Raw genomic sequence first — 24,036 nt, 5'->3', positions numbered from 1 at the left:
TACCATCCAAAGGAACGGTTCAAACATGTTTCAATGCTAAAACTTCTCGACCAAATCCGTTGAAAAGTAACAGGCATTCATGTTTCGCGTTTTTTCCTGCATCTTCGTAGAGCACGATCTTCGGTATATCGCTTCCGCAGTGTTGATCTGCGTAATCGGATCCTTCCTGACCATCCGTCTTTTTTCCCGCGCCCGGAGGGGGAGTGGGATCGAGAAGGTCATCTGGCTTTTCCTCGCGGGCTTCATGGGGGGATCGACCACCTGGACAACGCATTTTCTAGCTATGCTCGGTTATCTATCCGGCGGGCAGGCGGGATATGAACCGGCTCAAACCCTTCTTTCTTTCATGATCGCGGTCGCCACGGCCACGATCGGGTTGAGTATCGCAAGTTATGGCGGCCGGTCCCTGCTTGCCGAGGCCGGCGGGATGGTGATGGGGCTCGGCATCGCTGCGATGCATTACACGGGCATGGCCGCTTATGAGGTGCAGGGCAGCATCGACTGGGATCGCCGCTACGTCATAGCATCGCTGATCTTTGCAGGTCTATTCGGCGTGTTGACGACCAATCGCGTCGTGCGTCCGGTGACGCATTTCTGCAAATACGGTTCCGTTCTGGCGATGATCCTGGCGATCGCCACGACCCATTTCACCGCGATGGGCGCGATCGATGTCGTCCTCGACCCCCGCGCCGTGATGCAGAACGAGGTCGTTCCGCCGGTCGTGCTCGGTTTCGGCGTGCTGTCGCTGATGCTGATCCTGCTGGCGCTGACGGCGGCGACCTACCTGATCGATGCCCGCACGACCCAGGCCGCCGTCGAACAGTATCGCCGCCTTTCCCTGCACGATGCACTGACGGGGCTTGCCAATCGCGCCGCCTTCAACGAGCAGCTCGCCGATATCGCCATGCGTCCGGCCGACCTCGCGTCCCGCATCGCGGTGCTTTCCTTCGATCTCAATCGCTTCAAGGAGGTCAACGACGTCCACGGCCATGCGGCCGGCGACGAGGTCTTGCGCAGGATCGGCGGCAGGCTTGCTCAGGCGGTCGGCGAGGGCGAGTTCATTGCCCGTGTCGGCGGCGACGAGTTCGTGGCGCTGAAGCACCTGTACTACAAGCGCTCCGACGCGATGACGCTTGCCAATCGCCTGCTTGTCGAAATCTGCAAGCCGATCGAATGGAACGGGAATACGCTCACAGTCGGCTCGAGCGTCGGTATCGCGCTCTATCCCGAAGAAGCAAAGACGATCGACGATCTCGTGGCGCAGGCGGATGTGGCCATGTATCGCGCCAAGCAATCCGGCGGCAGCATGGTGTGCTTCTACGATTCGTCGATGGACCAGGCCGCCCGCGAACGCAACGCGCTTGCCATGGACATGCGTTCTGGTCTCGTGGCCGGGCAGTTCGAACTCTATTATCAGCGGCAAAACGACACGTTTTCCGAAGAGGTGGTCGGTTTCGAGGTTCTGCTGCGTTGGAACCACCCGACACGCGGCCTGGTCAATCCCGGCGAGTTCATCCCGATCGCAGAGCGCACCGGCTTCATCGTCGAGCTTGGCGAATGGGTGCTCCGGAGCGCCTGCCTGGAGGCGGCGACGTGGAAAAATCCGTTCGGCATTGCCGTCAACGTCGCCGCCCAGCAGCTCGCCGATCCGAGATTTCCGACCAAGGTTCGCGATATCCTCAACGAGACGGGGCTCAGTGCCGACCGGCTGGAGCTTGAGATTACCGAATCCGGCATCATCGGCGACCATCAGCGGGCGCTTCAGATCGTTCGCCATCTGAAGAGCCTCGGCGTCAAGATCGCCATGGACGACTACGGCACCGGTTATTCGTCGCTTTCGACGCTGATGTCCTTCCCGTTCGACAAGATCAAGATCGACCGAACCTTCGTCGACGGACTTTCCAACAACGAACAGTCGGCGGCGATCGTGCGCTCGACGTTGATCCTTGCCTCCAGCCTCCACATCCCGGTGCTTGCGGAAGGGGTGGAGACCGATGCGCATATCGCCTTCCTGCGCAAAGAAGGCTGCATGCAGGTCCAGGGTTATCTGTTCGGCAAGCCCGGTCCGCGGGCCGGGATCGAGCATATCGTCAATGGTGAAGCCCGGGACGAGAGCACCCCGGTGGTTGCCAAGGTCGCCTGACCTTAGCGTCAGCGTCGGGGTTCGCCCCCCGGTGCATAGACCGTCTTCTGCTCGAAACGGAACTTGTGGCCGCACTGGCTGCAGCGGATCATGTACTTGCGCGGATCGGTCGAGGCGAATTCCGTCAGGAAGCCTTTCGGCAATTCATCAATGCGGAAATCGCGATTGCCCTGCCGCCTGTCGTCGGTCTCGGAAACCTCGGCGAAACCGACATTGCCGCATTGGGAACATTCGAGTTTTCGGGAATAGCGGTCGCGTGCGGCCATGCTTGTCTCCTTCTTCGGAGGGCCTTCTAGCCGAAGCTTTGGCACAAAGCAAAACGCCGGAACCTCGGTTCCGGCGTTTTCCGTCGACGATTTTGGGAGCCTTCAAGCAAAGCCGCTTAGCGGCGGCACTCACCGGAAGCCACGACGCTGAAGCCGGCATTTGCCGCCTCGCAGGCGTTCGGGAAAGTCTGGGTGCGTCCGCCCTGCTGGCCGCAGACGGGACGGTATTCGCGCGTGCAGAAGCCGGGCTGCTCGGGCCTTCCGGGACGATCCGGGCGACCAGGACGGCCTGGCTGGTTCCAGTCCGGGCGATCCGGCCGGTCCGGACGACCGGGCCTGCCGGGTTGGTTCCAATCCGGACGGTCGGGTCGCTGCGGACGATCCCAGTCGGGACGATCAGGCCTCTGAGGACGGTTCCAGTCCGGCCGCGGCCGTTCCGGCGGATAGTAGCCGCCCGGCCTGCTACCGCCGTCGACGCAGGCCGACAGCAACGGAATTACAAGGAAAATGGCCAGTCTCTTCGAGAGGCCAATAAAGGAAAACATCGCGACTCACCCTCTGTTTGCGTTCGAGGGCGAGTCTATCCAAATACTTGTGACAGAAGAAGGTCAGTCGAAAAGGCTGGAGACGGAGGATTCCATTGCCGTGCGGTTGATCGCCTCGCCGAGCAGGTTGGCGGTGGTGATGACCCGGATGTTGTGCGCCGACTGGACCGCCGTGGTCGGCTGGATCGAGTCGGTGATCACCAGTTCCTTGAGTTTGGAGGCGCCGATACGCGCAACCGCGCCGCCGGACAGCACGCCGTGGGTGATGTAGGCGGTGACGCTGGTGGCGCCGTTCTTGAGAAGTGCTTCAGCCGCATTGCAGAGCGTGCCGCCGGAATCGACGATATCGTCGATCAGCAGGCAGTCCTTGCCGTCGACTTCGCCGATGACGTTCATCACCTCGGATTCGCCAGCCCGCTCGCGGCGCTTGTCGACGATTGCCAGCTGACAGTCGATGCGCTTGGCGAGCGCCCTGGCGCGAACCACGCCGCCGACATCGGGCGAGACGACCATGACGTTGTTGAGGTCGTAATGTTCCTTGACGTCGCGTGCGAGCACCGGCACCGCGAAGAGATTGTCGGTCGGGATATCGAAAAAGCCCTGGATCTGCCCGGCATGCAGGTCGAGTGTCAGGACACGGTCGGCCCCGGCCTCGGTGATCAGGTTGGCGACGAGCTTTGCCGAGATCGGGGTGCGCGGGCCGGCCTTGCGGTCCTGGCGGGCGTAACCGAAATACGGCAGGACCGCAGTGATGCGCTTGGCCGACGACCGGCGGAACGCATCGATCATGATCAGCAGTTCCATCAGGTGATCGTTGGTCGGGAAGGACGTGGACTGGATGATGAAGACATCCTCGCCGCGCACGTTTTCCTGAATTTCAACGAAGATTTCCTGGTCTGCAAATCGCCTTACGCTGGCTTTTCCGACTGGAACATTAAGATAGCTGCAGATCGCGTCGGCGAGATGCCGGTTCGAATTGCCTGCGAAAACCTTCATTGCGGTCCGCCTGTTTTGAAGCTGGATGCGGGCCTTTTACCGCCGCCGCCTTCGAATGCAAGTGCGTTTCGCACCCGCTCCCCCTTTTTTATGAAGAAACTGTGACCAGTGGCTTTTGAGGTTCAGTAGGAATCGGCCGCCGCGATCGCCAAAGCCGGATCGCTCAGCCTTGGGATTGGCGCCAGGCCACATAGTCCTGGATCGTCTTGGCGGCGATGGTCTCCATGGTCGAAGCCGGAACCGCGGCCCAGGGATCCTGGCCGCTGCCGGGCACGCTTTCCTGGCCCTGCATGCGGTGCAGCCGGGCGCCGGAACTGTCAAGGATGTCCCAGACATAGACGATGGTGACCTTGCCGCTGTCGGAAAAGGCGGAGAAATAACCTTTCAGGATGTGCTCGGTGCTGTTGTCGCTCGACGGCCGGATCGTCAGTCCGTTGGCGCGGGCCTGAGCGCCGAGCTGGCGGGACAGCGGGGTGACCGCCTGGACCGGAGCGCCAATGATCGGCAGGAAGCGGACCGTCGGACCGGATGCGGGCGGCAGCGAGGCGCTCTGCTGCTGACGGGATTGTTGTTGCTGGGCTGCTGACGCCGGCTGCTGCGCCTGAGGCTGCTGCATGGTCTGCTGCTGGCCCTGGCTCCCCTGGCCCTCCCATTGCGGCGGCGGGCCGGAGGAGGAGGGCGAGACGGCGCTGCCGGATTCCAGCGCCCGGGCCTGCGCTTCAAGCGTGCTCTGGGGGCCGGATTGATAGCCGCTGTTGCTGTTATAGGTTTCCGGCTGTGCCGAGCGGGCCATGCGGTCGGTTTCGGCCTGGGTGACGGGCGAGGAGGTTCGGGCGCCCCCGCCGCCGACATTCCCCTGTGGCGTCAATGCTTCCGTGGTGTTGCAGGAGGTAAGCGCAACCGCCAGCAGGGCAGCGGAGAGCAGTGTTCCGAAAGGCCGCATACCCGTCTCCCGCCACAGATTCCTCGGCAGGAGCTTAGGGTTTGCTTTCCCAAACTGTCAATTGCCTGATTTTTTGAGCATTCAACGCTGAATGAGCTCCAAAGCATGGCGGGAAAGTGGCTGCGGATCGCCTTCGGTCGTCAGGTAGGTGTGGCCGAGGGTCATCGCCGCGCCGCTGTCGGAATCCATGATGATCATGTGCACGAACAGCGTCATGTCCGGCAAAATCTCCTGAGGATTGCCGAAATGGAACATCTGGTGCTCCATCCAGGAGGGCGAGAAGCGCGCGCCGAGCGAATAACCGCAGGCGTTGAGGCGGTGGCGCGACAGGCCGCGTTCGTCGAGGATGCGGGCATGGGTGTCGAAGACGTCGCCGAATGTCTGACCGGGGCGAAGCACTTCCTCGATCGCCTTGATGGTTTCGAGGCAGGCCTTGTAGAGCTCGCGGTGGCGAGGCGACGGTTCGCCGACGATGACCGTGCGCATCATCGCCGCATGGTAATGCGCAGCCGTACCCGCCCATTCGAGCGTCAGCTGGTCGGTCGCGTCGAGCTTGCGGCGGCCGGCCTTGTAGCGGCAGAGCAGGGCGTCGGCGCCGGAGCCGATGATGAACTCGTTGGCGGGGTAGTCGCCGCCGCCGAGAAAGACGGCGCCCTGCATTGCGGCGAGGATTTCCGCCTCGTCGCCGCCGGCCCTGATCAGCGGCAGCGCCGCGTCGAGCGCGTCGTCGGCAAGCTCGGCAGCGCGCCGCGCAAAGGCGATTTCCGCCGGGCTTTTGACCAGGCGCAGAGCGCTGACCAGGTAGGAGGCGTCGCTGATCTGGCCGAAGGTGGCGAGCTGGTTGTCGATGAGCCGGGCAATGCGGCCGGTCATGCCGTGGGTATCGTATTCGACGCCGATCCTGGCGCCGAGCAGGTCCATGTCGCTCAACAGGTTCTTGAGGTCGAGGGTCGGATCCGCGTTCACCCGGTCGACCCAGACGACGATGTTCTCGACGATCGAGGTGTGGCGGGCCTGGCGCAGGTCGGCGGAGCGGGTGAGCAGCGTCATGCTGCCGTCCGCCTTGACGATCAGAGTCTGGAAAAAGCAGTAGCCAAACGTGTCGTAACCGGTCAGCCAGTACATGCTTTCCTGGGCGAAGATCAAAAGCGCATCCAGCTTGTCGGCGCGCATCTTCTCCGTCAGCCGCGTCAGCCGGTCGGCGTATTCGCTCCTCTCGAAATGCAGGGCCATATCAATTCTCCCGAAGTGCGATTGCTGAAATCTGACGGCCGTAATCCGGCTCTTTGGCATGGGTGGTGCGGCGGTAGGAATAGAACCGTTCCGCATCCGGGTAGGTATCGAGGCCGAGGCTTTCTGCCCGCACCCCGGCATCCCTCAGCCGCCTTATGGTCAGCGAGGGCAGGTCGAACATAGAATGCCCCGTATTCGATGACGATGTGAAGAAGTCCTCGTAGGACGGGTCGTAACCCAGGAACCGCTCGACAAATTCCGGGCCGACCTCGTAGCTGGCCGGGCCGATCGAGGGGCCGAGGACTGCGGTGATGTTTTCCCGCGCGGCGCCCAGCGAGATCATTGCCTCGATGGTGTTTTCGAGCACGCCGGTCAGCGCACCTTTCCAGCCGGCATGGGCTGCACCGATCACGCCGTTCTCGCCGTCGGCAAACAGGATCGGGCCGCAGTCTGCCGCAAGCACGCCGAGCGCCACGCCCGGCACGCTCGTCACCATCGCGTCGACCTTCGGCCGTTCGCCGGCATAGGTCTCGTCGACGACGAAGACGTCGGGCGAATGGACCTGGTGGACGGTCGCAAGCTTTTCGACGGGCAGGCCGAACCAGGCGGCCACCCGGCTGCGGTTCTCGATCACCCTCTCGCGGTCGTCGTCCGAGCCGATGCCGACGTTGAGGCCGGCATAGAGGCCTTGCGAAACACCGCCCTTGCGGGTGAAGAAACCGTGGCGGACGCGGGCGCCGGCCCTGTCGTTCAACAGGGGGCTCTCGATCGGCTCCGGCAAGGGTCTGTCCTGCATCGGCGTTGTCTATCCGGTTGATTTCAAGGGGTTTTGGGCTTCTCTCAAGGCATGCCCGCTGCTTCGATTTAGGGCGAGAGTGGCGCAAGAAAAGGGCGGATGTCAATCGGTTGATGAATTGGCGGCCGCTGTTTACTCCACTGCCCGGAACGGCATCAGCTTCAACGCCGGGCTCGATACCGCGATGACTTTGAAGAGTTCGCCCATCTTGCCGGCCCCTTCACCGGCAAGCCGATCGACGGCGGCGGCGATCAGGCGCTGTTCGGTCGGTTCCTTGTCTTTGGCAAGCGCGGTCGCCCGCTCGGCAAGGCCCAGGCCGAACAGGAAATCACCCTGGTGCAGGCCGCCGTTCAAGTGCACGCCCATGGAAACGGCAATGCGTGCGAGGTCCTCGAAGTCGACATGGCTGGTGAGATCCGCTTCGCCGGGATTTTCGAGCGGCGGATCGTAGTCGTGGTGACGGATGGCTTGCAGCGTATCGCCGAAACCGGTGACCAGATGGCCATAATCGATGATCAGGGCCGTGCCACCGAAGGTCCTCAAGCGTTCGCACAGCGTCAGCATCACCGCCTGGCGGGCCGGCGACAGTTCGAAGATCGTGCCGTCGGGAATACCGGCGAGCGGCGAGGGAAGGAGCTGCGGGTCGAGTGTCGCGACGCCGGCGGCAAAGCCGAGTTCATCTTCGGCGTTGAGGCCGACGAGACGTTCGCGAAAACCGGTCGGCGTCTTGATGAACTGGCGGATCGGGATCGCATCGAACAATTCGTTGGCGGCGATCAGCGTGAAACCTTCGGGGACTTCCTCGAAACTGTCATGCCAGGAAATCTTGGTCGAGAAAGCCTCGAGCGTGATGCGCTGGACGCCGCGCAAACGCTCGCTGGTCTCGACCAGATGCACGTGCAGGTCTTCGAAAAAGCGCGGCGCGATGCGTTTGATCACCCGCAGCATGTCGGTCATCATCGTGCCGCGGCCGGGGCCGATCTCCACCAGCCGGACGCCCGTGGGCGTGCCGTGCTGCTGCCAGGCGTGCACCATGAAGACGCCGATCATCTCGCCGAACAACTGGCTGATCTCCGGCGCGGTGATGAAGTCGCCGTGACGGCCGAAAGGCTCGCGGGTGCGATAATAGCCGTATTCCGGATCGGCGAGGCACAGCGCGAAATAGTCGGTGACGCTGATCGGGCCGTTGGTGCGGATCAGGGTCTTGATCTTCTCTGTGAGGGGAGTGCTCACCGGGTGTGCCTCCCTCAAGCTTTCGCCGCGGACGTTGCCGCCGCGCGGGCCCGGACAATGGCCCAAAGGCCTGCTGCGATCATCGGCAGCGACAGAACCATGCCCATGGTCAGCCAATTAGTGCCGAGCAGATAACCGAGTTGCGCATCCGGCTCGCGGAAAAATTCCACAAAAATACGGCAGAGCGCGTAACCGACGACGAAGGTGCCGGCGATGGTGCCAGGGACTTTCAGCGCCTTGAAACGGAAGATCAGCAGGGCGAGGACGAGTACCAGCACGATGCCTTCGAGGCCTGCTTCATAGAGCTGGCTCGGATGGCGCGCGAACGGGCCGCCGGTCGGGAAGACGACTGCCCAGGGCGCGCTGCTGAGGCGTCCCCAGAGTTCGCCGTTGATGAAATTGGCGATGCGGCCGAAGAACAGGCCGAAGGGTACGACGGCGGCGACCGTGTCGAACATGCTCCAGACCGGAATGGCATTGCGGCGGGCGAAGATGATCATCGCGATCGTTGCGCCGATGAAGCCGCCGTGGAAGGACATGCCGCCGTTCCAGATCTCGATCGCGCGGATGGGGTTCGCGGCCACGGCCGCCATGTCGTAGAAGAGGATATAACCGATGCGGCCGCCAAGCACGATGCCGGCAGCGACCCAGACGAGGAAGTCGTCGAGCTGGACAGCCGTGATCGGCGACTGGCCGTCTCTCCACAGGGAAGCGTTGGCAGCCAGCCGACGCGCATAAAACCAGCCGAGCATGATGCCGGCGACATAGGCGAGCCCATACCAATGGATGGCGAGCGGGCCGATGGAGAAGGCCACCGGATCGATGTTCGGGAACGGCATCAGAGCGAAAAGATGAAGCGCTTCGTACAAATTACAGGGTCCAACCTAACGGCATTGCGCGGAACATGGCGTTGCGGCCATCGACGGTCAAGGTGAATCTAAGCGAGTGCTCATGCGAACGGTGGATGATGCTTGCAAGCGGCCCGCACAGGCCCTACTTGAACCCTATGGACATTCGCCGGCCGGATTGCCGGCCAGACGATATGGGAGTTCAGAACCATGGCAACCGGCACGAACCGCATTCTCGACGACTTCGCGCGGCTGATGACCGATGCCGCCGGCGCCGCCCAAGGGGTGCGCAAGGAGGTCGAAACCGCATTTCACGCCCAGGCCGAGCGGTTCCTCAACAGCATGGATATCGTCAAGCGCGAGGAATTCGAGGCCGTCCGCGAAATGGCAGCCCGCGCCCGCGACGAAAACGAAGCGCTGAAGGCACGGATCGAGGCGCTGGAAGCCAAGCTCTCGGCGCAGTGATCTGCGTTTCCCGGGGACGATCTGCCTCTCTTGCGTAGAATCTAGCACTTAGCTTGTCAGCTAAGGTGCTGTTTTTCTTTCTCTTCCCATGGGGAAAGAAAAAGGGCGTACCCAATACCTTCCCCGCCCTTCCAACCCATGCCTACAATCCTCCCGCTTCCGTCGCCGGAGTGTTTCGCGAGACGTTCGCGGGCAGGCGGAGGCCGGCGCTTTCATCAAAACCGTAACGTGCGGGGATGGTGGAAGAGGTGAAAGCCATGGAGGGTGGGCTGAAAGGCAAGCCTTCCTATCAAGCCTCCCCCGGACAGCCATGTCCGGTTCGGTTGAGCCGTGCAAGTGGCAGGATTTCCCGAAAGGAAGTCGCCAATGAAGCCACGCAGCGAGGCGAGATGATCACCTGTAGGGGCCGGAAGCCTCGAAAGAACGCCGAAGGCCACGCGAATGCGGAGCCACACATACTCAACAAAATGAGGTTCCGCATTCGTGTGGGCTCTCCGATCGAACCGTGCCGAACAGATTTTCGGCGCGGGCGCAGGTGTTGAAGCGAAAAAATGACGCCCTGTGGACACATTCAAAAAAGCCAGTGTCCAGAGTCGCTTATGACTCCGTTCTGATCTCCGCTGCGAACATGTTTCGAGTTTTGCCCATGTAAAAACCAGTGGAGGGGCTGGCAGCCGGACTCCGTCTAGGTACACTGATTTTAAAGGATGATTCGAAACGGCTTTGTAAGCTCCAGACAGGGTGACTGCGTTATTCTGGAAGCGTCGGACGATCATCGACAGTGTTGTTCCCGGTTAGTGTTCGCGTGTTTTTGGCGTTTTACCGCACGAATTCGCATTCATTCCGGTCAAGAAGGTGCCGCATGACGCTTATGGAAATGGAAATCGAACGCCAGTCGAATCCGGTCGATATGATCGAATTCGTTGCTGCCTCGAACGACTGGACGTTCGAACGGTCGGGTGAAGACGAGATCGCCATGACCGTGGAAGGCCGCTGGACGGACTACCATGTTTCCTTCTCCTGGATGGAGGAGTTCGAAGCGCTGCATCTCGCCTGCGCTTTCGACATCAAGATTCCCGACGCCCGGGTCAACGAGGTCATCCGCCTGCTGAGCCATGTCAACGGGCAGGTGCTGATGGGCCATTTCGACGTATGGCGTCAGGAAGACGTGGTCATCTTCCGGCAGTCGCTGCTTTTGGCCGGCGGCGCCGAGCCCAACAACCAGCAGGTCGAAGTGCTGCTTTCGAGTGCGCTCGATGCCTGCGAATCCTATTATCAGGCGTTCCAGTTTGTCGTATGGTCGGGCATGGAGGCGAAGGCCGCCATGGAAGCCGTTCTGTTCGAAACTGTGGGCGAGTGCTGATGGCCTCTGGTCAGTTGGGATCCATCATTCTGGTCGGCGCCGGCAATATGGGCGGCGCCATGCTGTCCGGCTGGCTGAAAAAGGGCGTGCCTGGCGCGTCCGTAACGGTCATCGACCCATCGCCTTCCGATGCCATGAAAACGATGATGTCCGAGGCCGGTGCCCATCACTTCACCACGTTGCCCGACGATGCGTCCGCCGATATCCTGTTTCTCGCGGTCAAACCGCAGCTGATGGATGCCGTCCTGCCGCCCTTGAAGCCGGTTGTCGGCCCCGGCACGGTCGTCGTTTCGGTCGCGGCCGGCAAGACGCTCGCCTATCTCGAAAAGCATCTCGGCGAAGCCGCCATGGTGCGTGCCATGCCGAACACGCCTGCCATGATCGGCCGCGGCGTCACCGGCGCCTATGCCAATCCCAGGGCCACTGAAGCCCAGCGCGAAGCGGTGCAATCCTTGCTCAAGGTCAGCGGGCCTGTGGAGTGGGTTGCGAGCGAAGCGGATATCGACGCGGTGACCGCCGTTTCGGGCAGCGGCCCGGCCTATGTGTTCTATCTCGTGGAGTGCATGGCGGAAGCGGGCCGGAAAGCGGGCCTGCCGGCGGACCTCGCCATGCGCCTCGCGAGGGAAACCGTCTCGGGTGCCGGTGAGCTCCTCCACCAGTCCACTGACGAGGCGTCCCGGCTTCGCCAGAACGTCACCTCGCCGAACGGCACGACGGCCGCGGCACTTGCCGTGCTGATGGCCGACGACGGCATGCAGCCGCTGTTCGACAAGGCGATCGCGGCTGCCCGCGGCAGAGCCGAAGAACTCGGCGCCTGAGTGAATTCGAATGGCTGAAGAGATTACCTATTCCGACTTCGAAAAGGTGGACATCCGCGTCGGCACGATCGTCGAGGTCGAGGCTTTTCCGGAGGCCCGCAAGCCGGCGTTCAAGCTGAAGATCGATTTCGGTCCCGAGATCGGCATCAAGAAATCGTCGGCGCAGATCACCGTACATTATACGCCGGAAACGCTGGTCGGACGGCAGGTGCTTGGCGTCGTCAATTTTCCGCCGCGGCAGATCGGCCCGTTCCGCTCGGAAGTGCTGACCCTCGGCTTCGAGGACGAAAATGGCGCAATCGTGCTTGCCGCGGTCGAGCAGCCAGTGCCGAACGGCCGGAAGCTGATGTAACCGAGTGCTGGTGCGCAGCAAATCGTCAGTGGATATCGCGGCTCTCGACGTCACTGAGGCTGAACGACCGGAATTCCACCTCGAAGCCGGCGCGCTGCGGCGAGCAGAAGGTCAGACCGACGGAGAGTTCGGTGAGTGCAGGCGGGAAATAAGCGAGCCGCGCCATCCGCCAGTCCGGCTGCGTGTCGGTTCTGTACTGGACGAAGAGGGCGTCGCCCATGCGGGTGACGCGGACGAAGATCTCCTTGAAGTCGTCGGTGAGCCGGAAGGCGGACCAGTCGGAATGGCCGTTGGTCACCACGACGCTGAAATGGCGGGCGCCATCGGTGAATTCGATGCCGCATTTCATCCAGCGTTTTTCGTCATGGCGGATCATCAGCCCGGCCTGGTCGTAGAGCGCCTCGTACCTCCCGACGAAGGAGGTTTCGGCGGTGAAGTCGCCCTTTTGCGTCCGATGGAGGAAGTGGCCGCTGTCGCGATGAAACCCGTAATAGGTGCCCTGCCAGAAATCGGTTTCCAGGCCGGAGCGGGCGATCAGGCGGCCGTCCTCCTCGCGGCTTTCGGGTGGCGGGTTCAGCCAGGACATCTCGGAAAGGTCGATCGGCATCGGTTCCTCGCCAACGATCAGGCGGGGACGCGCACGACGGCGCGCAAGCCGCCCCGCGGGCTGTCGGCGAGGGTGACGTTGCCGCCATGGGCGCGGGCGATGTCGCGAGCGATCGCCAGGCCGAGGCCGGTGCCGGACGAGTTGAGGTTGCGGGCCTCGTCGAGACGATAGAAAGGCTTGAAGACGTCCTCGCGCGACCCTGCCGGAATGCCGGGGCCGTCGTCGTCGAGTGTCAGCGTCAGCCACTTGGCGCTGTGCCGCGCATCCACATGCAGCGATTTGGCGTAGCGCTCGCTGTTGGACACGAGGTTGGCGACCAGCCGGGTGAAGGCGTTGGGGCGCACGGCGATCTCGTCCTCGCCGTCGATCTCGTAGGTCATGGTCTTGCCATGCAGGGTAAATTCCAGGCACAGCTTTTCCAGCAGCTCACTTAGACGCAGCTCGCCAAAGTCCTCTTCGGCTTCGCCTTTGGCGAAGGCGAGATAACCTTCCAACATCGACTGCATATCGTCGACGTCCTGGCCCATGCCGGCCAGTTCCGGCTTGTTGCCGGCGAGCGCCAGCTGCAGCTTGAAGCGGGTGAGGATGGTCCTCAAGTCGTGGCTGATGCCGGCGAGCATGGCGGTGCGCTGCTCCATCTGCCGCTCGATGCGTTCGCGCATCTGGATGAAGGCAAGGCCGGCGCGGCGGATTTCTTCAGCGCCGCGCGGCGAAAAGCCATCAGTCTTCTGCCCCTTGCCGAAGCTCTCGGCAGCGCTCGCAAGCGTCAGGATCGGCCGGATCTGGCCGCGCAGGAAAAGGATAGAGATGATCACCAGAACGACGGCGGCGCCGATCATCCAGACGAGGAAGATGTGGGTGTTCGAGGCATAGGTGGAGCCGCGGCGGACGAAAACGCGCAGCACCCTGGTGTCGAACTTGATGCGGATCTCGACGAGCCGGCTGTCGCCCACCGTATCGATCCAGAAGGGCATCTTGATCTGGCGGGTGATCTGCTCGGCTAGGATATCGTCGAGGATGGCGAAGAAGGGGCGGGAGCGGGGCGGCGGCAGCTGGCCGTTTTCCTCGATCGCGATGGTGAGGTTCAGTGTGTCACTGGCGATGCGGCTGACGGCATCATAGTTGCTATCCTGGGGATAGGCCTGGATCACTTCGATAATGCCGGCGATATCGCGGACGGTGCTTTCCGACAGGCGTTCGGTGACCATACGCCAGTGCCGTTCCATGAAGACGGAGGCGACGACACCCTGCAGCAGCAGCATCGGCAGGATGACGATCAAAAGCGAGCGGGTGTAGAGCCCGGTCGGCAGGCGGCGGCGCAGCCAACGGGTCATCGGCCGCCAGCCCGGCAAAGTGAGCCGGTCCATGTCACGCTTCAGAGAGTCGAAAAGTGCCATCCTGCGCCTTCAGCCTGTGCCGGGTCTCTTCGGCTAATCGATACTCAGCCTGTATCCGATGCCGCGCACCGTCTGGAGATAGACGGGGTTGGCCGGATCCTCCTCGATCTTACGCCGCAAACGATTGATCTGCACGTCGATCGTGCGCTCGCCGACCTCAGCGTCATCGCCGATCAGCTCGTGGCGGGGAATGGTATCGCCGGCGCGCAGCGCGAAAAGAAGCATGATCTCCTGCTCGCGGTCGGTCAGCCGGATGGTCTCGGCCGCCTTGCGCAATTCCTTGCGCGGGATCGAGAAGGTGAAGGGGCCAAACATGATCTGCTCGATCTTCGGCGTATCGGGCGAAGTGCTGCGGCGCAGGATATTGTTGATGCGCAGGACCAGTTCGCGCGGATCGAAGGGTTTCGACAGATAGTCGTCGGCGCCTGCTTCGAGACCGGCGATGCGGGATTCCGATTCGGCGCGGGCGGTCAGCAGGATCACCGGCACCGTCTTCTTCTGGTAGAGCGACTGGGTGAGCGAAATGCCGGATTCGCCGGGCATCATCACGTCGAGAATGATCAGATCGAAATGCAGGCCTTCGAGCTTGCGGCGGGCTTCGGCGGCGTCGCCGGCTACCGTGATACGAAAGCCCTGTTCCATCAGATAGCGGTTGAGGAGATCGCGGATGCGGGTGTCGTCGTCGACCACGAGAAGATGAGGCGCATCATCGGAAGGGGGCAGTGTCGTCATCTCAAAGGTCCCACTTATTCCAGGTCGCTGTCGATAGGCTCGAGACTTTCGTCGCGGCCGCGCATGTGGCGCAGGAATTCCTTGACCGAGGCCCGCGTGTCCGGGGTCAGCTCCTCCATGGCGCGAGCGATACGGCGCGATTGCGGCTCGGAAAGGGCGAGAGCCAGTTCACGGCCGGCAAGCGTCGGGTAGAGCCTGCGCTGGCGGCGATCCTTGGCGCCGGCCATCTGGCGAATATAACCCGATTCGATCAATTGCTTGAGGACGCGCGCCAGGCTCTGCTTGGTGATCTGCAGCGTATCGAGAAGGTCGGTGACCATCATGCCCGGCTGGCGGCTGACGAAATAGACGACACGGTGGTGGGCGCGGCCCATGCCGATCTTGGCGAGGATCGCATCCGGATCGGACACGAAATCGCGGTAGGCGAAGAAAAGCAGTTCGATGGTCTCGAAGTCGATCTGGGCCTCGTCGACTGCCGGCATGGTCGGCAGGACCTTCTTGACGGCCTTTCCCGTCGATGCGCGCGACACTCGCGTTTCCTTTCCCTTTGGGGCTTCTTGCCCCACGCTCAGATGTTCGTGGCGCCGAAGCTCTTATTTGCTGATTTCACAGTGTAGATTGACGGATGTCATAAAGCGCGAACAGGCTGAACAATCAACAGCATTTGTTGGGAAGGGCGGATGCGCGGCAGGCGCAGAGGGAAAGGGCGCCGTCAGGCAGCGCCCCTTCATGGGAATGCTCAATCGTAGATGTGGACGATGCGGCGGGTGCCGGGATCGACGAGCACGGGCCGGTCGTTGACCACGACATAGTCGTAGTCGTAATCGGGCACTTGCCGGACCACGACGCCTGGCGGCAGGGTGGCGCCAATCGCCACTTCGTTGCGCACATAGACCGGCTGGACCGGGTGCTCCTCGATGTAGCTGATGACGGTTTCCGGCGGCTCCACGACGTCGACGGCGCCGACCGGGCCGAGCAGGATATCGCCCGGACCGGGGACGGGTGCCGGCGGAACGACGCTGGCCGTCGTCTCGTAGGTGACGTTGGGGACTTCATACTGGGTGCGGTATTGCTCAACCGCGACCGGCGCGCCGTTGTGGCGGATGGTCAGGTATTCCGCATAGACCCAGCCGCGCATGCCGTTGACATCGATGCGGCACCATTTGCTGCCCTGAAGGCAGCCATCCATCATCGCCGGGCTGCCGCGGGTGGCAAGGCCGATTTCGGGATAGTCTTGGCCGGGGCCGGAGCGGACGATGATGTCCGAGGCGGTCGTGGTGGTCATCTGCGCCTGGGCGGGCAGGGCGAGCGCCGAAAGGACGGCGCCGAGGCCCAGCCACTTCAATTCCGGGCATTTCAACCAAGTCGTCATGGATTTTCTCCTCATGTTGACTGGCGGGGTAACACCCGCATGTCCCGGTGGTTCCGCCGAATGCGGGTGGATTCTGCAATCTGTGGCGGGGGCGCCACAGATAGAAAGGGCAGGGAACCTTTACGCCGCCAGTCCATTGATCCCGCCAGAAGCACCGGAGAGATCCCATGACGACCCAGACGATGACGACCCAGACCTTTGCCGCGCTGCCCCCGATCCGCATGGAAACATCGAGCCCCTCCCACCCGCTCAAGAGCTTGCTGATGACTGTTTTCGTGCTGAAGATCATGGTTGCGGCTTTCCTGATCGCCACCGTATCGCTCGCGCCGCCGGTTTCCGCTGACGCCCATTACACGACCCTTGCCTCGAATTGATCTTTTCGGCTGAAATGCCCTGCGTTTATCGGTATACCCCGGCAAGCATCATAGTTTAGGCCGAGGCATCATGGGCAAGTTACAGGCCGGTATCATTCCGGTTACGCCATTCCAGCAGAACTGCACGATCCTCTTCGACGAGGAGACTAAAGAGGGCGTGGTCGTCGACCCGGGCGGCGATGTACCGACCATTCTTCAGGTCATCAAGGAAAATGGCGTCACCCTCAAGGAGATCTGGTTGACTCACGGGCATATCGACCATGCGGGCGGCGCGGACGAATTGCGCGAAGCGCTCGGCATCCAGGTGATCGGCCCGCATGAGGCGGACCTGCCGCTGCTGCAGCGCCTGGAGACGCAGGCGGAAAAATTCGGGGTGAAGATGGCGGTGCGCAACGTCGTGCCGGACCGCTGGCTGAACGAAGGAGACAAGGTTTCGTTCGGCGAGCATGTGTTCGAGATCTTCCATTGCCCCGGACATGCGCCCGGGCACGTGATCTACTACAATCGGGCCCAGGGTTTTGCACATCTCGGCGACGTGTTGTTCAATGGCTCGATCGGGCGCACGGATCTGCCGGGCGGAGACCACGATACGCTGCTCGCCTCGATCCGCGACAAGGTTCTGCCGCTCGGCGATGAGGTCGGGTTCATCTGCGGCCACGGACCGGGCAGCAGGATTGGCGACGAACGGCGCACCAATCCATTCCTGCGCGGCCTCGGTGGACCTAAGCCGCAACACACGTCGGTTTAAAAAAAACCCGGCATCTCTGCCGGGCTTCAACTCGAAATGGCAAGCGTCGGAAGGCTTAGCCGGCGATCTGCAGATTGACGGCCTTGGGGCCTTTGCCGCGACGATCCGGTTCCGTGTCGAAGCTTACTTTCTGGTTTTCCGACAATCCGGACAGGCCGGAAGCCTGTACGGCAGAGATATGAACAAAGATATCGGCGCCACCATTGTCAGGCTTGATAAAGCCGAAGCCTTTGTCGGTATTGAAGAATTTTACAGTGCCAGTCTCGGCCATGCAGCAGGTCCTTTTCTCTCTGTCCGTGTTCAGCGGCGGACAGCATCACAGTGTAGCCCCGAAGGGCGGCGGCAGGCAGCTTTAAGAAAGGGTCCCTGTCTTTACCGCGATGACCGGAAGGAATTGCTTTGAAATCTCCGCCCCCGGCCTACCGCCCGAAGTCTTAGCGCCTTCGGAGCGCGTCATTATAGGTCTTCCCATGCTCGTAAATTGCCCGAACTTGCACAGAGTGCTGTGTTTATCGAAAATTGGCAAGAAAAAGTTTTTTGAACTGTGGCCACAATGAGAAATTGCAAATCGCCAGAACGCCTGAAAATGCGGGCTTTGCGCGGTTCTCTACGGCCCGGGAACGCAAACCCATCGCTGGCAATGCTTCCTTAACCCTGTTCTGTGCCATTTTGGCGCTAAGGGCGCGAAAAGAAAAAATCGCCGTTCAAAGGTTTCAGGGGCGCGAGGGCTGCTTAGGTATCGATGATCGCCACCATGGCGGCAGCCTTCCAGGGCGTAAAAATTGCCGTTTGCCGCATCATTCGCCGTTGGATTGCCGGCGGCCGAAGGCACGGGCAGGCCTTGCGAATACCGGCTTTGCTAGAACCGGAGGAGGTGCAACGACTGCAGCCCGGCTGACCCCGAGCGTGATGTCGTTGCCGCCTGATTGGAGCGAGGTGAAGTCGGCAAAACTTTCCGGAAAGTTCTCGTTGAATGTCGTCGGTGCGAGTTCGGGCCGGGCAAGGGCATACCCCTCCATCAGCGGCACGCCGAGTTCCTCGCACAGATCCACCTGCCAGAGCTCTTCGAGCCCTTCGAAGATAGGGTCGATACCATCGTCGAGCATCTGCCGGACGATGACGCGCAGCAGCGCGTAACCGGCGGAAGTGTCGAGGAAGTCGCGAACCCAGGAGGCCTCGAACTTCACATAGTCCGGCTTGATGCGCTTCAGCCGGTCGAGGTCGGAATCGCGGGCGCCGTAGTCGTCGATCGCGATGCGAAACCCGATCGCCTGCATATGTTCGGTAAAGGCGACGACGATATCGTCGGCCGCGCCGGATCTTTCGGAGATTTCGCAGACGATCCGTTCGGGCGCGAGGCCTGCCTCGTGGCTGGCGACCTTGATGCGATCCACTTCCTGGCGCATTTCCTGTGGCGTGCGGAAGAGGCCGGGATGGAACTTGACGAAGATCCCGGCGCGGGAACGGTTCAACCGGCCGGTGTTGAGGATGTGGATCGTGCGCAGGATGCTGTCGACATCGGCCATGTCGACTGGCGATACGAGCGGAAAGAATTCGGCCGGCGAGACCGGTTCATTGTCACGGGAGGGGCGCAGCAGGCCCTCGAACGCTTCGATTTCCAGGCCTGTGTCGGGCTTCGAGCGAAAAATCGGTTGCAGTGCGGATTGCAGCAGGAAAGGACCGTAGACGGTGGAAAACGACCCGTTGTCGCTGCGAACCAGATTGGCGAAGATGCTTCTCGGCGTCATGCCCGTGCCCGTCGATTTCCGTTATCCATCCCTTCTGGTTGTAGCAGCCAAGGGTTACGCGGCTGTAAACAAGGTTTCGAAGGTTTTAATCAGCTTCTTTCATGGTTCTCATTCAAGCTTTGTGCTTGAAACCACGTCATAGTTTAGACATAGAGCGTACGGGCGGTTTTCGGCGCGCGATGCCGCCGTGTTCAACAGCTCTTCAGGACGAAGATTATGGCCTTTCTTGCCGACGCACTTTCCCGCGTAAAGCCCTCTGCCACCATCGCCGTTTCCCAGAAAGCCCGCGACCTGAAAGCAAAGGGCCGCGACGTGATCGGGCTCGGCGCAGGCGAGCCGGATTTCGATACGCCGGAAAACATCAAGAAAGCCGCCATCGACGCGATCAATCGCGGCGAGACCAAATATCCGCCGGTTTCCGGCATTCCGCAGCTTCGCGAGGCGATCGCCAAGAAGTTCAAGCGCGAAAACAATCTCGACTACACGCCGGCCCAGACGATCGTCGGCACCGGTGGAAAGCAGATTCTTTTCAACGCCTTCATGGCGACCTTGAACCCTGGCGATGAAGTGATCATCACCGCGCCCTACTGGGTTTCCTATCCGGAGATGGTTGCCATTTGCGGCGGTACCTCGGTGATCATCAAGGCGAGCCAGGAAAACAACTTCAAGGTGACCGCCGCTGATCTCGAAAAGGCGATCACGCCGAAGACCAAGTGGTTCCTGTTCAACTCGCCGTCCAACCCGTCGGGCGCCGCCTATAGCCATGACGAGCTGAAGGCGCTGACCGACGTGCTCCTCAAGCACGAGCATGTCTGGGTGCTGACCGACGACATGTACGAGCACCTGACCTATGGCGACTTCAAGTTCGTCTCGCCGGCGGAAGTGGAGCCGAAGCTCTACAACCGCACGCTGACGATGAACGGCGTTTCCAAGGCCTATGCGATGACCGGCTGGCGTATCGGTTATGCGGCTGGCCCGCTCGAACTGATCAAGGCGATGGATATGATCCAGGGCCAGCAGACGTCAGGCGCCTGCACCATCGCCCAATGGGCTTCGGTCGAGGCGCTGAACGGCCCGCAGGACTTCATTCCGGCCAACAAGAAGATCTTCGAAGCCCGCCGCGATCTGGTGGTGTCGATGCTGAACCAGGCGAAGGGCATCGTCTGCCCGTCTCCTGAAGGCGCCTTCTACGTCTACCCGTCCTGCGCCGGGCTGATCGGCAAGACTTCGCCGTCGGGCAAGGTCATGGAGACCGACGAAGATTTCGTCACCGAGCTTCTGGAAACGGAAGGCGTGGCCGTCGTCCACGGTTCGGCCTTCGGCCTCGGCCCCAATTTCCGCATTTCCTATGCGGCTTCGGAAGAACAGCTGGAAGAAGCCTGCAAGCGGATCCAGCGCTTCTGCGCAAACTGCAAGTAAGCCGGCCTCACTCAATCAGCAGAAGCCCGCCGGCGACGGCGGGCTTCTTGCTTTCGGGCATCCGTTGACCATGACGGCGACCGGACATACATTTCGGTTATGAAAACCGTTTCTCTCCGCGAAGCTCAGGATCGTCTCGACGAACTTGCCCAGGATGTGGAGCAGGGCGAGACCGTGACCGTGACACGGGATGGCAAGCCGGTATTCGATATCGTGCCGCATACGGAGGTGTCGAACCCGGTTGAGAAGAAGGGTGGCATCGATTGGGAAGCAGGTCAGGCCTATCTGCGGTCGAAGGGCATTACCAACCCTTTTCCGTATATCGCTGACGACTTCGACGATCCGTTGCCGGAAGATTTCCTGCTGAGGCCGTTGCCTTAGTGATGAGATGTCTGCTCGACACACATATGGTCATTGCCGTTCTGCGGGTCGAGGGTTGCAACTGGTGACGGTCGATCGGGCGCTCGTCGGACATCGCCTGACCTTCAAATTCTAGGCGAGGCGTCGCCGCCTGCCGAATTGCCCATCAGCTCTTGGTCAGCTTCACGATCGTCGATTCCCCGCCGCCGCGCTGTTCGGTGACGGCATAAACGGCGCCGTCGGGGCCGATCTTGACGTCGCGGATGCGGTCGCCGAGCGGCACGCGTTCCTCATAGGCCACCTTGTCGCCGTCCATGTGGATGACGACAATGCCCTGTGCGACGAGGCCGCCGATCAGGAAGGAATTTTTCCATTCCGGGATGGCGTCGCCATCGTAATAGGCCATGCCGGACGGGGCGATGACCGGGTCCCAGAAATAGACCGGCTGTTCCGTCTCCTTCATGGCCGTGATGCCCTTGCCGACCGGTTTGCCGCTGTATTCGATGCCGTAGGTGACCTCAGGCCAGCCGTAATTCTTGCCTGCTTCCGGGCGGTTCAGCTCGTCACCGCCGCGCGGTCCGTGCTCGACGGTCCAGAGGCGGCCCTGGCCGTCGAGAGTGGCGGACTGCAGGTTGCGGTGGCCGAGCGACCAGATTTCCGGGCGGGCGCCCTGCCGATCGATGAAGGGATTGTCGGGCAAAGCCTTGCCGTTCATGTCGACGCGAAAGACCTTGCCAAGGCCGCTCGCAATATCCTGGGCCTGCACGCGCGGCTGCGGATCGGAACGCTCGCCGACCGTCACGTAGAGCTCGTTGTTCGGGCCGAAGACGAGACGTGAGCCGAAATGCTTGTTGCCGTCATAGCTCGGCATCTGGCGGAAGATGACTTTGAGATTTTCCAGTCTGCCGCCGCCCCGATCGTCGGGGACGAGCTTGGCTGAGGCGACCGATGTGCCGTTGCCGTCGTCGCGCTGTTCGGAGAAAGAGAAGAAGATCATGCCTGAAGTCGCAAAGTCCGGGGCAAGCGCCACGTCGAGCAGGCCGCCCTGGCCACCGGAAAGCACTTTCGGCACACCTTCGATCTTCGGTCCCGCTTCGCCTTCCTCCGAGATGATGTGCATGGCACCCTGCTTGGCGGTTACCAGCATGCGGCCGTCGGGCAGGAATTCCATAGCCCAGAGGTGCGGCAGGCCGTCGGCGACTACTTCCTGAGTGATCTTCGGCATCTGGGCCGGCTGCGGAGCACGCGTCTGGTTGGCGAAGGCGGGTTTCTGGTCGCGAGCGTTTGGTGCTTTGGTTTCCGCGGGCTGGTCGGCGTTTTGAGCAAAAACGGGGCCCGCGACCAAGGCAAGCAAGAGGGCCGAACCGGTCAGGAGAAGACTGAGGCGTTTCATCATGGACTCCCTTTCAATGGGCGGATTACCGCCGAGGCCTGCAACGACACCCCGCACGCGGCGAAGGAGCATCGGCAATGGCCTTCATCTAGGGCGTTCATCGGCAAGCGCCGAACACAGTTCGTTCAAGATTATTTTATTGACGTGCCGCGAACAAAAGCCCGCCGGTGAAAGCGGGCTCGATGCGTTCGGACAACGTTGAGGATCAGTCGGCGAGTTCAGCCGGGACCTTGCCGCCGTTTTCGGCGAGTTTTTTCATCAGCGCCTTGTGGAGCCAGACGTTCATTGTCGCGGAGTCGTTGGTATCGCCGGTATAGTGCAGCTCAGCGGCCAGTTCCTTACGGGCGGTAAGGCTGGAGTCCAGATCGAGGGCCTTCATCAGGTCGACGATCGACTTGCGCCAATCGAGCTTCTGGCCACTCTTCTTGACGGCGGCGTCGAGTATGGGCGTGATGTCGACCGGAGCCGACGAGGAGGGGGATGCCGAAGGGATCGGCGTCGGATTGGCCATCGGTGCAGCGGATGCGGAAACCGGAGCGGCGGGTTTCAGAGGCTCAGCCGGCGTGGCGGACTGTGCCGCTTCGGCATGACCGCCCCAAATCGCGTTCTTGATCTTGTCGAATATACCCATTTTAAAAGTCTCCCGGAGTTTATTTGTCAGGAGAACGTCGGGCGGTGACGCGAATTCTCAAGAGCCGGCCGCAAGTAAATCGGTACCCGCGGCCGGAGGAGTGGATCAGGCCGTGCCCCAGATGGCTTCGGCGGTCTGGACGACGAGTTCCAGCTTGCGCTTCTGGTCGTCCTCGGTGATCGAATTGCCTTCTTCGGTCGAGGCGAAACCGCATTGCGGGGCGATGCCGAGCTGGTCGATGTCGACAAACTTGGAGGCTTCGTCGAAGTGACGGCGCAGGGAATCGAGCGTTTCCAGTTCGCCGGTCTTGGTGGTGATGAAGCCCGGATAGACGCGCTGCTTGGAACCCTTCTGGAGCAGGCTCAGCGGCTGCAGGCCGCCGGCGCGCTCGGTGTCGTATTCCATGAAGAACATATCGACGCCGGTCTTGTTGAAGATCGCGTCGGCCGCTGCATCGTAGCCGCCTTCGGCAGCCCAGGTGGAGCGGAAGTTGCCGCGGCACATATGCATGCCGATCAGCATGTCCTTCGGGCGGTCCTTGATCGCCTCATGCATCGTCAGGGCGTATTTCTCGATCAGCCAATCCGGATCGTAGCCTTCCTCGCGCTTCATGGCGCGCTGCTTCTCGTCGCCGAGATAGGCGAAGTAGATGTCGTCCATCTGCAGGTAGCGGCAGCCGGCTTCGTAGAACTTCTGCACGGCCTTGGCATAGGTGCGGGCCAGCGCAGCGAAAAGCGCTTCGGGATCCTGGTATTCCGGATAGGTCACATCGGCGCGGGCGGTGCGGTAATGCGCGACACTCGGGCCGGGGATGGAGATCTTCGGCGTCACCTTGGTGTTGGCGGCGAGGAACTTGAAGTGTTCCAGATGCGGGTGATCGTCCGGGAAGTCGAGCTTGCCGTTGATGGTCGGGAAGGTCGGCGGCAATTTGACGCCGTGGAAGGTGACGCCCTTGTGGGCTTCGCGGGTAACGAATTCCATGCCGTCGAGCAGGCCGAGGAAATCGTAGTGCCAGAAGTGGCGACGGGCTTCGCCGTCGGTAACGACCTTCAGGCCGACGCTTTCCTGCAGCTTGACGAGTTCCCGGATGCCTTCATCCTCGACGGCCTTCAGTTCGTCTGCGGAAATGCTCTTGTCTTCATAAAACTTCTTGCGGGCGTCCTTGACGGACGCGGGACGCAGCAGCGAACCGACGTGGTCGGCTCTGTAGGGAGGTGTAGACATTCGAAATCTCCTTCATGCGCAACACGGTGA

27 protein-coding genes are annotated in these 24,036 nt (G+C 61.6%); 9 read left to right on the top strand and 18 right to left on the bottom strand.

The window, feature by feature from the left end; all coding sequences use genetic code 11:
- Positions 1-79 precede the first annotated feature (79 nt).
- On the top strand, positions 80-2,143 hold the full coding sequence (locus RG540_RS12415) for a putative bifunctional diguanylate cyclase/phosphodiesterase (RefSeq protein WP_038588308.1): 2,064 nt from the start codon (positions 80-82) through the stop codon (positions 2,141-2,143).
- Between the two features lie 8 nt (positions 2,144-2,151).
- Here RG540_RS12415 and RG540_RS12410 read toward each other — a convergent pair whose 3' ends face one another.
- The 8 genes from RG540_RS12410 to lgt all read right to left on the bottom strand — a co-directional run bounded on the left by RG540_RS12410 (position 2,152) and on the right by lgt (position 8,994).
- Positions 2,152-2,409: a hypothetical protein gene (locus tag RG540_RS12410; protein ID WP_037076303.1), complete on the bottom strand. Its 258-nt coding sequence runs from the start codon at positions 2,407-2,409 to the stop codon at positions 2,152-2,154.
- Between the two features lie 116 nt (positions 2,410-2,525).
- Complete coding sequence (locus RG540_RS33155) at positions 2,526-2,954, bottom strand: Kazal-type serine protease inhibitor family protein (RefSeq protein ID WP_151043335.1); 429 nt, start codon at positions 2,952-2,954, stop codon at positions 2,526-2,528.
- Between the two features lie 63 nt (positions 2,955-3,017).
- On the bottom strand, positions 3,018-3,950 hold the full coding sequence (locus RG540_RS12405; protein WP_038544209.1) for a ribose-phosphate pyrophosphokinase: 933 nt from the start codon (positions 3,948-3,950) through the stop codon (positions 3,018-3,020).
- 163 nt (positions 3,951-4,113) lie between these two features.
- Positions 4,114-4,893 (bottom strand): hypothetical protein, encoded by a 780-nt coding sequence (locus RG540_RS12400; protein ID WP_038588306.1) that lies wholly within the window; start codon positions 4,891-4,893, stop codon positions 4,114-4,116.
- 81 nt (positions 4,894-4,974) lie between these two features.
- Positions 4,975-6,126 carry a M24 family metallopeptidase gene (locus tag RG540_RS12395; protein ID WP_038588303.1) on the bottom strand — a complete coding sequence of 384 codons (1,152 nt, stop codon included), beginning with the start codon at positions 6,124-6,126 and terminating at the stop codon, positions 4,975-4,977.
- Position 6,127: 1 nt separating this feature from the next.
- A complete protein-coding gene (gene pgeF / locus RG540_RS12390; protein WP_038588301.1) occupies positions 6,128-6,922 on the bottom strand; it encodes a peptidoglycan editing factor PgeF in 795 nt (264 codons plus the stop codon).
- A 132-nt stretch (positions 6,923-7,054) separates the two neighbouring features.
- Complete coding sequence (locus tag RG540_RS12385) at positions 7,055-8,155, bottom strand: class I SAM-dependent methyltransferase (protein WP_038588299.1); 1,101 nt, start codon at positions 8,153-8,155, stop codon at positions 7,055-7,057.
- 14 nt (positions 8,156-8,169) lie between these two features.
- Entirely contained in the window at positions 8,170-8,994 is an 825-nt protein-coding gene (gene lgt / locus RG540_RS12380; RefSeq protein WP_038593661.1) for a prolipoprotein diacylglyceryl transferase, read from the bottom strand.
- A gap of 219 nt (positions 8,995-9,213) precedes the next feature.
- Between lgt and RG540_RS12375 the strand changes: the two genes are divergently transcribed.
- The 4 genes from RG540_RS12375 to RG540_RS12360 all read left to right on the top strand — a co-directional run bounded on the left by RG540_RS12375 (position 9,214) and on the right by RG540_RS12360 (position 12,001).
- A complete protein-coding gene (locus RG540_RS12375; RefSeq protein WP_038588297.1) occupies positions 9,214-9,468 on the top strand; it encodes an accessory factor UbiK family protein in 255 nt (84 codons plus the stop codon).
- 862 nt (positions 9,469-10,330) lie between these two features.
- On the top strand, positions 10,331-10,831 hold the full coding sequence (locus tag RG540_RS12370; RefSeq protein WP_038544200.1) for a type III secretion system chaperone family protein: 501 nt from the start codon (positions 10,331-10,333) through the stop codon (positions 10,829-10,831).
- Positions 10,831-11,649, top strand: a complete 819-nt coding sequence (gene proC / locus RG540_RS12365; RefSeq protein WP_038588295.1) for a pyrroline-5-carboxylate reductase — start codon at positions 10,831-10,833, stop codon at positions 11,647-11,649. The genes RG540_RS12370 and proC overlap by 1 nt, the downstream gene beginning before the upstream one ends.
- 10 nt (positions 11,650-11,659) lie before the next feature.
- Positions 11,660-12,001: a tRNA-binding protein gene (locus RG540_RS12360; protein WP_038588293.1), complete on the top strand. Its 342-nt coding sequence runs from the start codon at positions 11,660-11,662 to the stop codon at positions 11,999-12,001.
- A 25-nt stretch (positions 12,002-12,026) separates the two neighbouring features.
- On the opposite strand, the gene RG540_RS12355 is transcribed toward RG540_RS12360, so the two are convergent.
- From RG540_RS12355 to RG540_RS12335, 5 genes are all read right to left on the bottom strand, one after another.
- Entirely contained in the window at positions 12,027-12,608 is a 582-nt protein-coding gene (locus RG540_RS12355; RefSeq protein WP_038588291.1) for a DUF1349 domain-containing protein, read from the bottom strand.
- A gap of 17 nt (positions 12,609-12,625) precedes the next feature.
- Complete coding sequence (locus RG540_RS12350) at positions 12,626-14,005, bottom strand: ATP-binding protein (RefSeq protein ID WP_038588289.1); 1,380 nt, start codon at positions 14,003-14,005, stop codon at positions 12,626-12,628.
- 33 nt (positions 14,006-14,038) lie between these two features.
- Positions 14,039-14,737, bottom strand: coding sequence for a response regulator (locus RG540_RS12345; RefSeq protein ID WP_007758087.1), 699 nt, complete (start codon positions 14,735-14,737; stop codon positions 14,039-14,041).
- Between the two features lie 14 nt (positions 14,738-14,751).
- On the bottom strand, positions 14,752-15,219 hold the full coding sequence (locus tag RG540_RS12340; protein ID WP_080725022.1) for a MarR family winged helix-turn-helix transcriptional regulator: 468 nt from the start codon (positions 15,217-15,219) through the stop codon (positions 14,752-14,754).
- Positions 15,220-15,476: 257 nt separating this feature from the next.
- Positions 15,477-16,109, bottom strand: a complete 633-nt coding sequence (locus tag RG540_RS12335; RefSeq protein ID WP_046601362.1) for a DUF1236 domain-containing protein — start codon at positions 16,107-16,109, stop codon at positions 15,477-15,479.
- Between the two features lie 167 nt (positions 16,110-16,276).
- Here RG540_RS12335 and RG540_RS12330 point away from each other — a divergent pair, with 167 nt between their 5' ends.
- The gene (locus tag RG540_RS12330) at positions 16,277-16,483 is read left to right on the top strand and encodes a hypothetical protein (protein WP_038588286.1); all 207 of its coding nucleotides are present in this window, start codon (positions 16,277-16,279) and stop codon (positions 16,481-16,483) included.
- Between the two features lie 70 nt (positions 16,484-16,553).
- On the top strand, positions 16,554-17,231 hold the full coding sequence (locus RG540_RS12325; RefSeq protein WP_038588285.1) for an MBL fold metallo-hydrolase: 678 nt from the start codon (positions 16,554-16,556) through the stop codon (positions 17,229-17,231).
- Between the two features lie 55 nt (positions 17,232-17,286).
- Here the strand turns inward: RG540_RS12325 and RG540_RS12320 are convergent, their stop codons facing one another.
- Positions 17,287-17,502: a cold-shock protein gene (locus tag RG540_RS12320; protein ID WP_003494703.1), complete on the bottom strand. Its 216-nt coding sequence runs from the start codon at positions 17,500-17,502 to the stop codon at positions 17,287-17,289.
- A 526-nt stretch (positions 17,503-18,028) separates the two neighbouring features.
- Complete coding sequence (locus RG540_RS12315) at positions 18,029-18,979, bottom strand: EAL domain-containing protein (protein ID WP_038588283.1); 951 nt, start codon at positions 18,977-18,979, stop codon at positions 18,029-18,031.
- A gap of 216 nt (positions 18,980-19,195) precedes the next feature.
- Between RG540_RS12315 and RG540_RS12310 the strand changes: the two genes are divergently transcribed.
- On the top strand, positions 19,196-20,398 hold the full coding sequence (locus tag RG540_RS12310) for a pyridoxal phosphate-dependent aminotransferase (protein ID WP_038588280.1): 1,203 nt from the start codon (positions 19,196-19,198) through the stop codon (positions 20,396-20,398).
- 99 nt (positions 20,399-20,497) lie between these two features.
- Positions 20,498-20,779: a type II toxin-antitoxin system Phd/YefM family antitoxin gene (locus RG540_RS12305; protein WP_038588278.1), complete on the top strand. Its 282-nt coding sequence runs from the start codon at positions 20,498-20,500 to the stop codon at positions 20,777-20,779.
- Positions 20,780-20,924: 145 nt separating this feature from the next.
- Here RG540_RS12305 and RG540_RS12300 read toward each other — a convergent pair whose 3' ends face one another.
- The 3 genes from RG540_RS12300 to RG540_RS12290 form a co-directional block, all read right to left on the bottom strand.
- A complete protein-coding gene (locus RG540_RS12300) occupies positions 20,925-22,151 on the bottom strand; it encodes a PQQ-dependent sugar dehydrogenase (RefSeq protein WP_038593655.1) in 1,227 nt (408 codons plus the stop codon).
- Positions 22,152-22,356: 205 nt separating this feature from the next.
- On the bottom strand, positions 22,357-22,782 hold the full coding sequence (locus RG540_RS12295; protein ID WP_038588275.1) for a DUF3597 domain-containing protein: 426 nt from the start codon (positions 22,780-22,782) through the stop codon (positions 22,357-22,359).
- A gap of 105 nt (positions 22,783-22,887) precedes the next feature.
- On the bottom strand, positions 22,888-24,006 hold the full coding sequence (locus RG540_RS12290; protein ID WP_038588272.1) for a 5-methyltetrahydropteroyltriglutamate--homocysteine S-methyltransferase: 1,119 nt from the start codon (positions 24,004-24,006) through the stop codon (positions 22,888-22,890).
- Positions 24,007-24,036: the final 30 nt, after the last annotated feature.

The sequence above is a fragment of the Neorhizobium galegae bv. orientalis str. HAMBI 540 genome (assembly GCF_000731315.1).
Classification (GTDB): domain Bacteria; phylum Pseudomonadota; class Alphaproteobacteria; order Rhizobiales; family Rhizobiaceae; genus Neorhizobium; species Neorhizobium galegae.
Note: the sequence above shows the minus strand (reverse complement) of the source record. Positions and strands in the feature narration are given on the sequence as shown.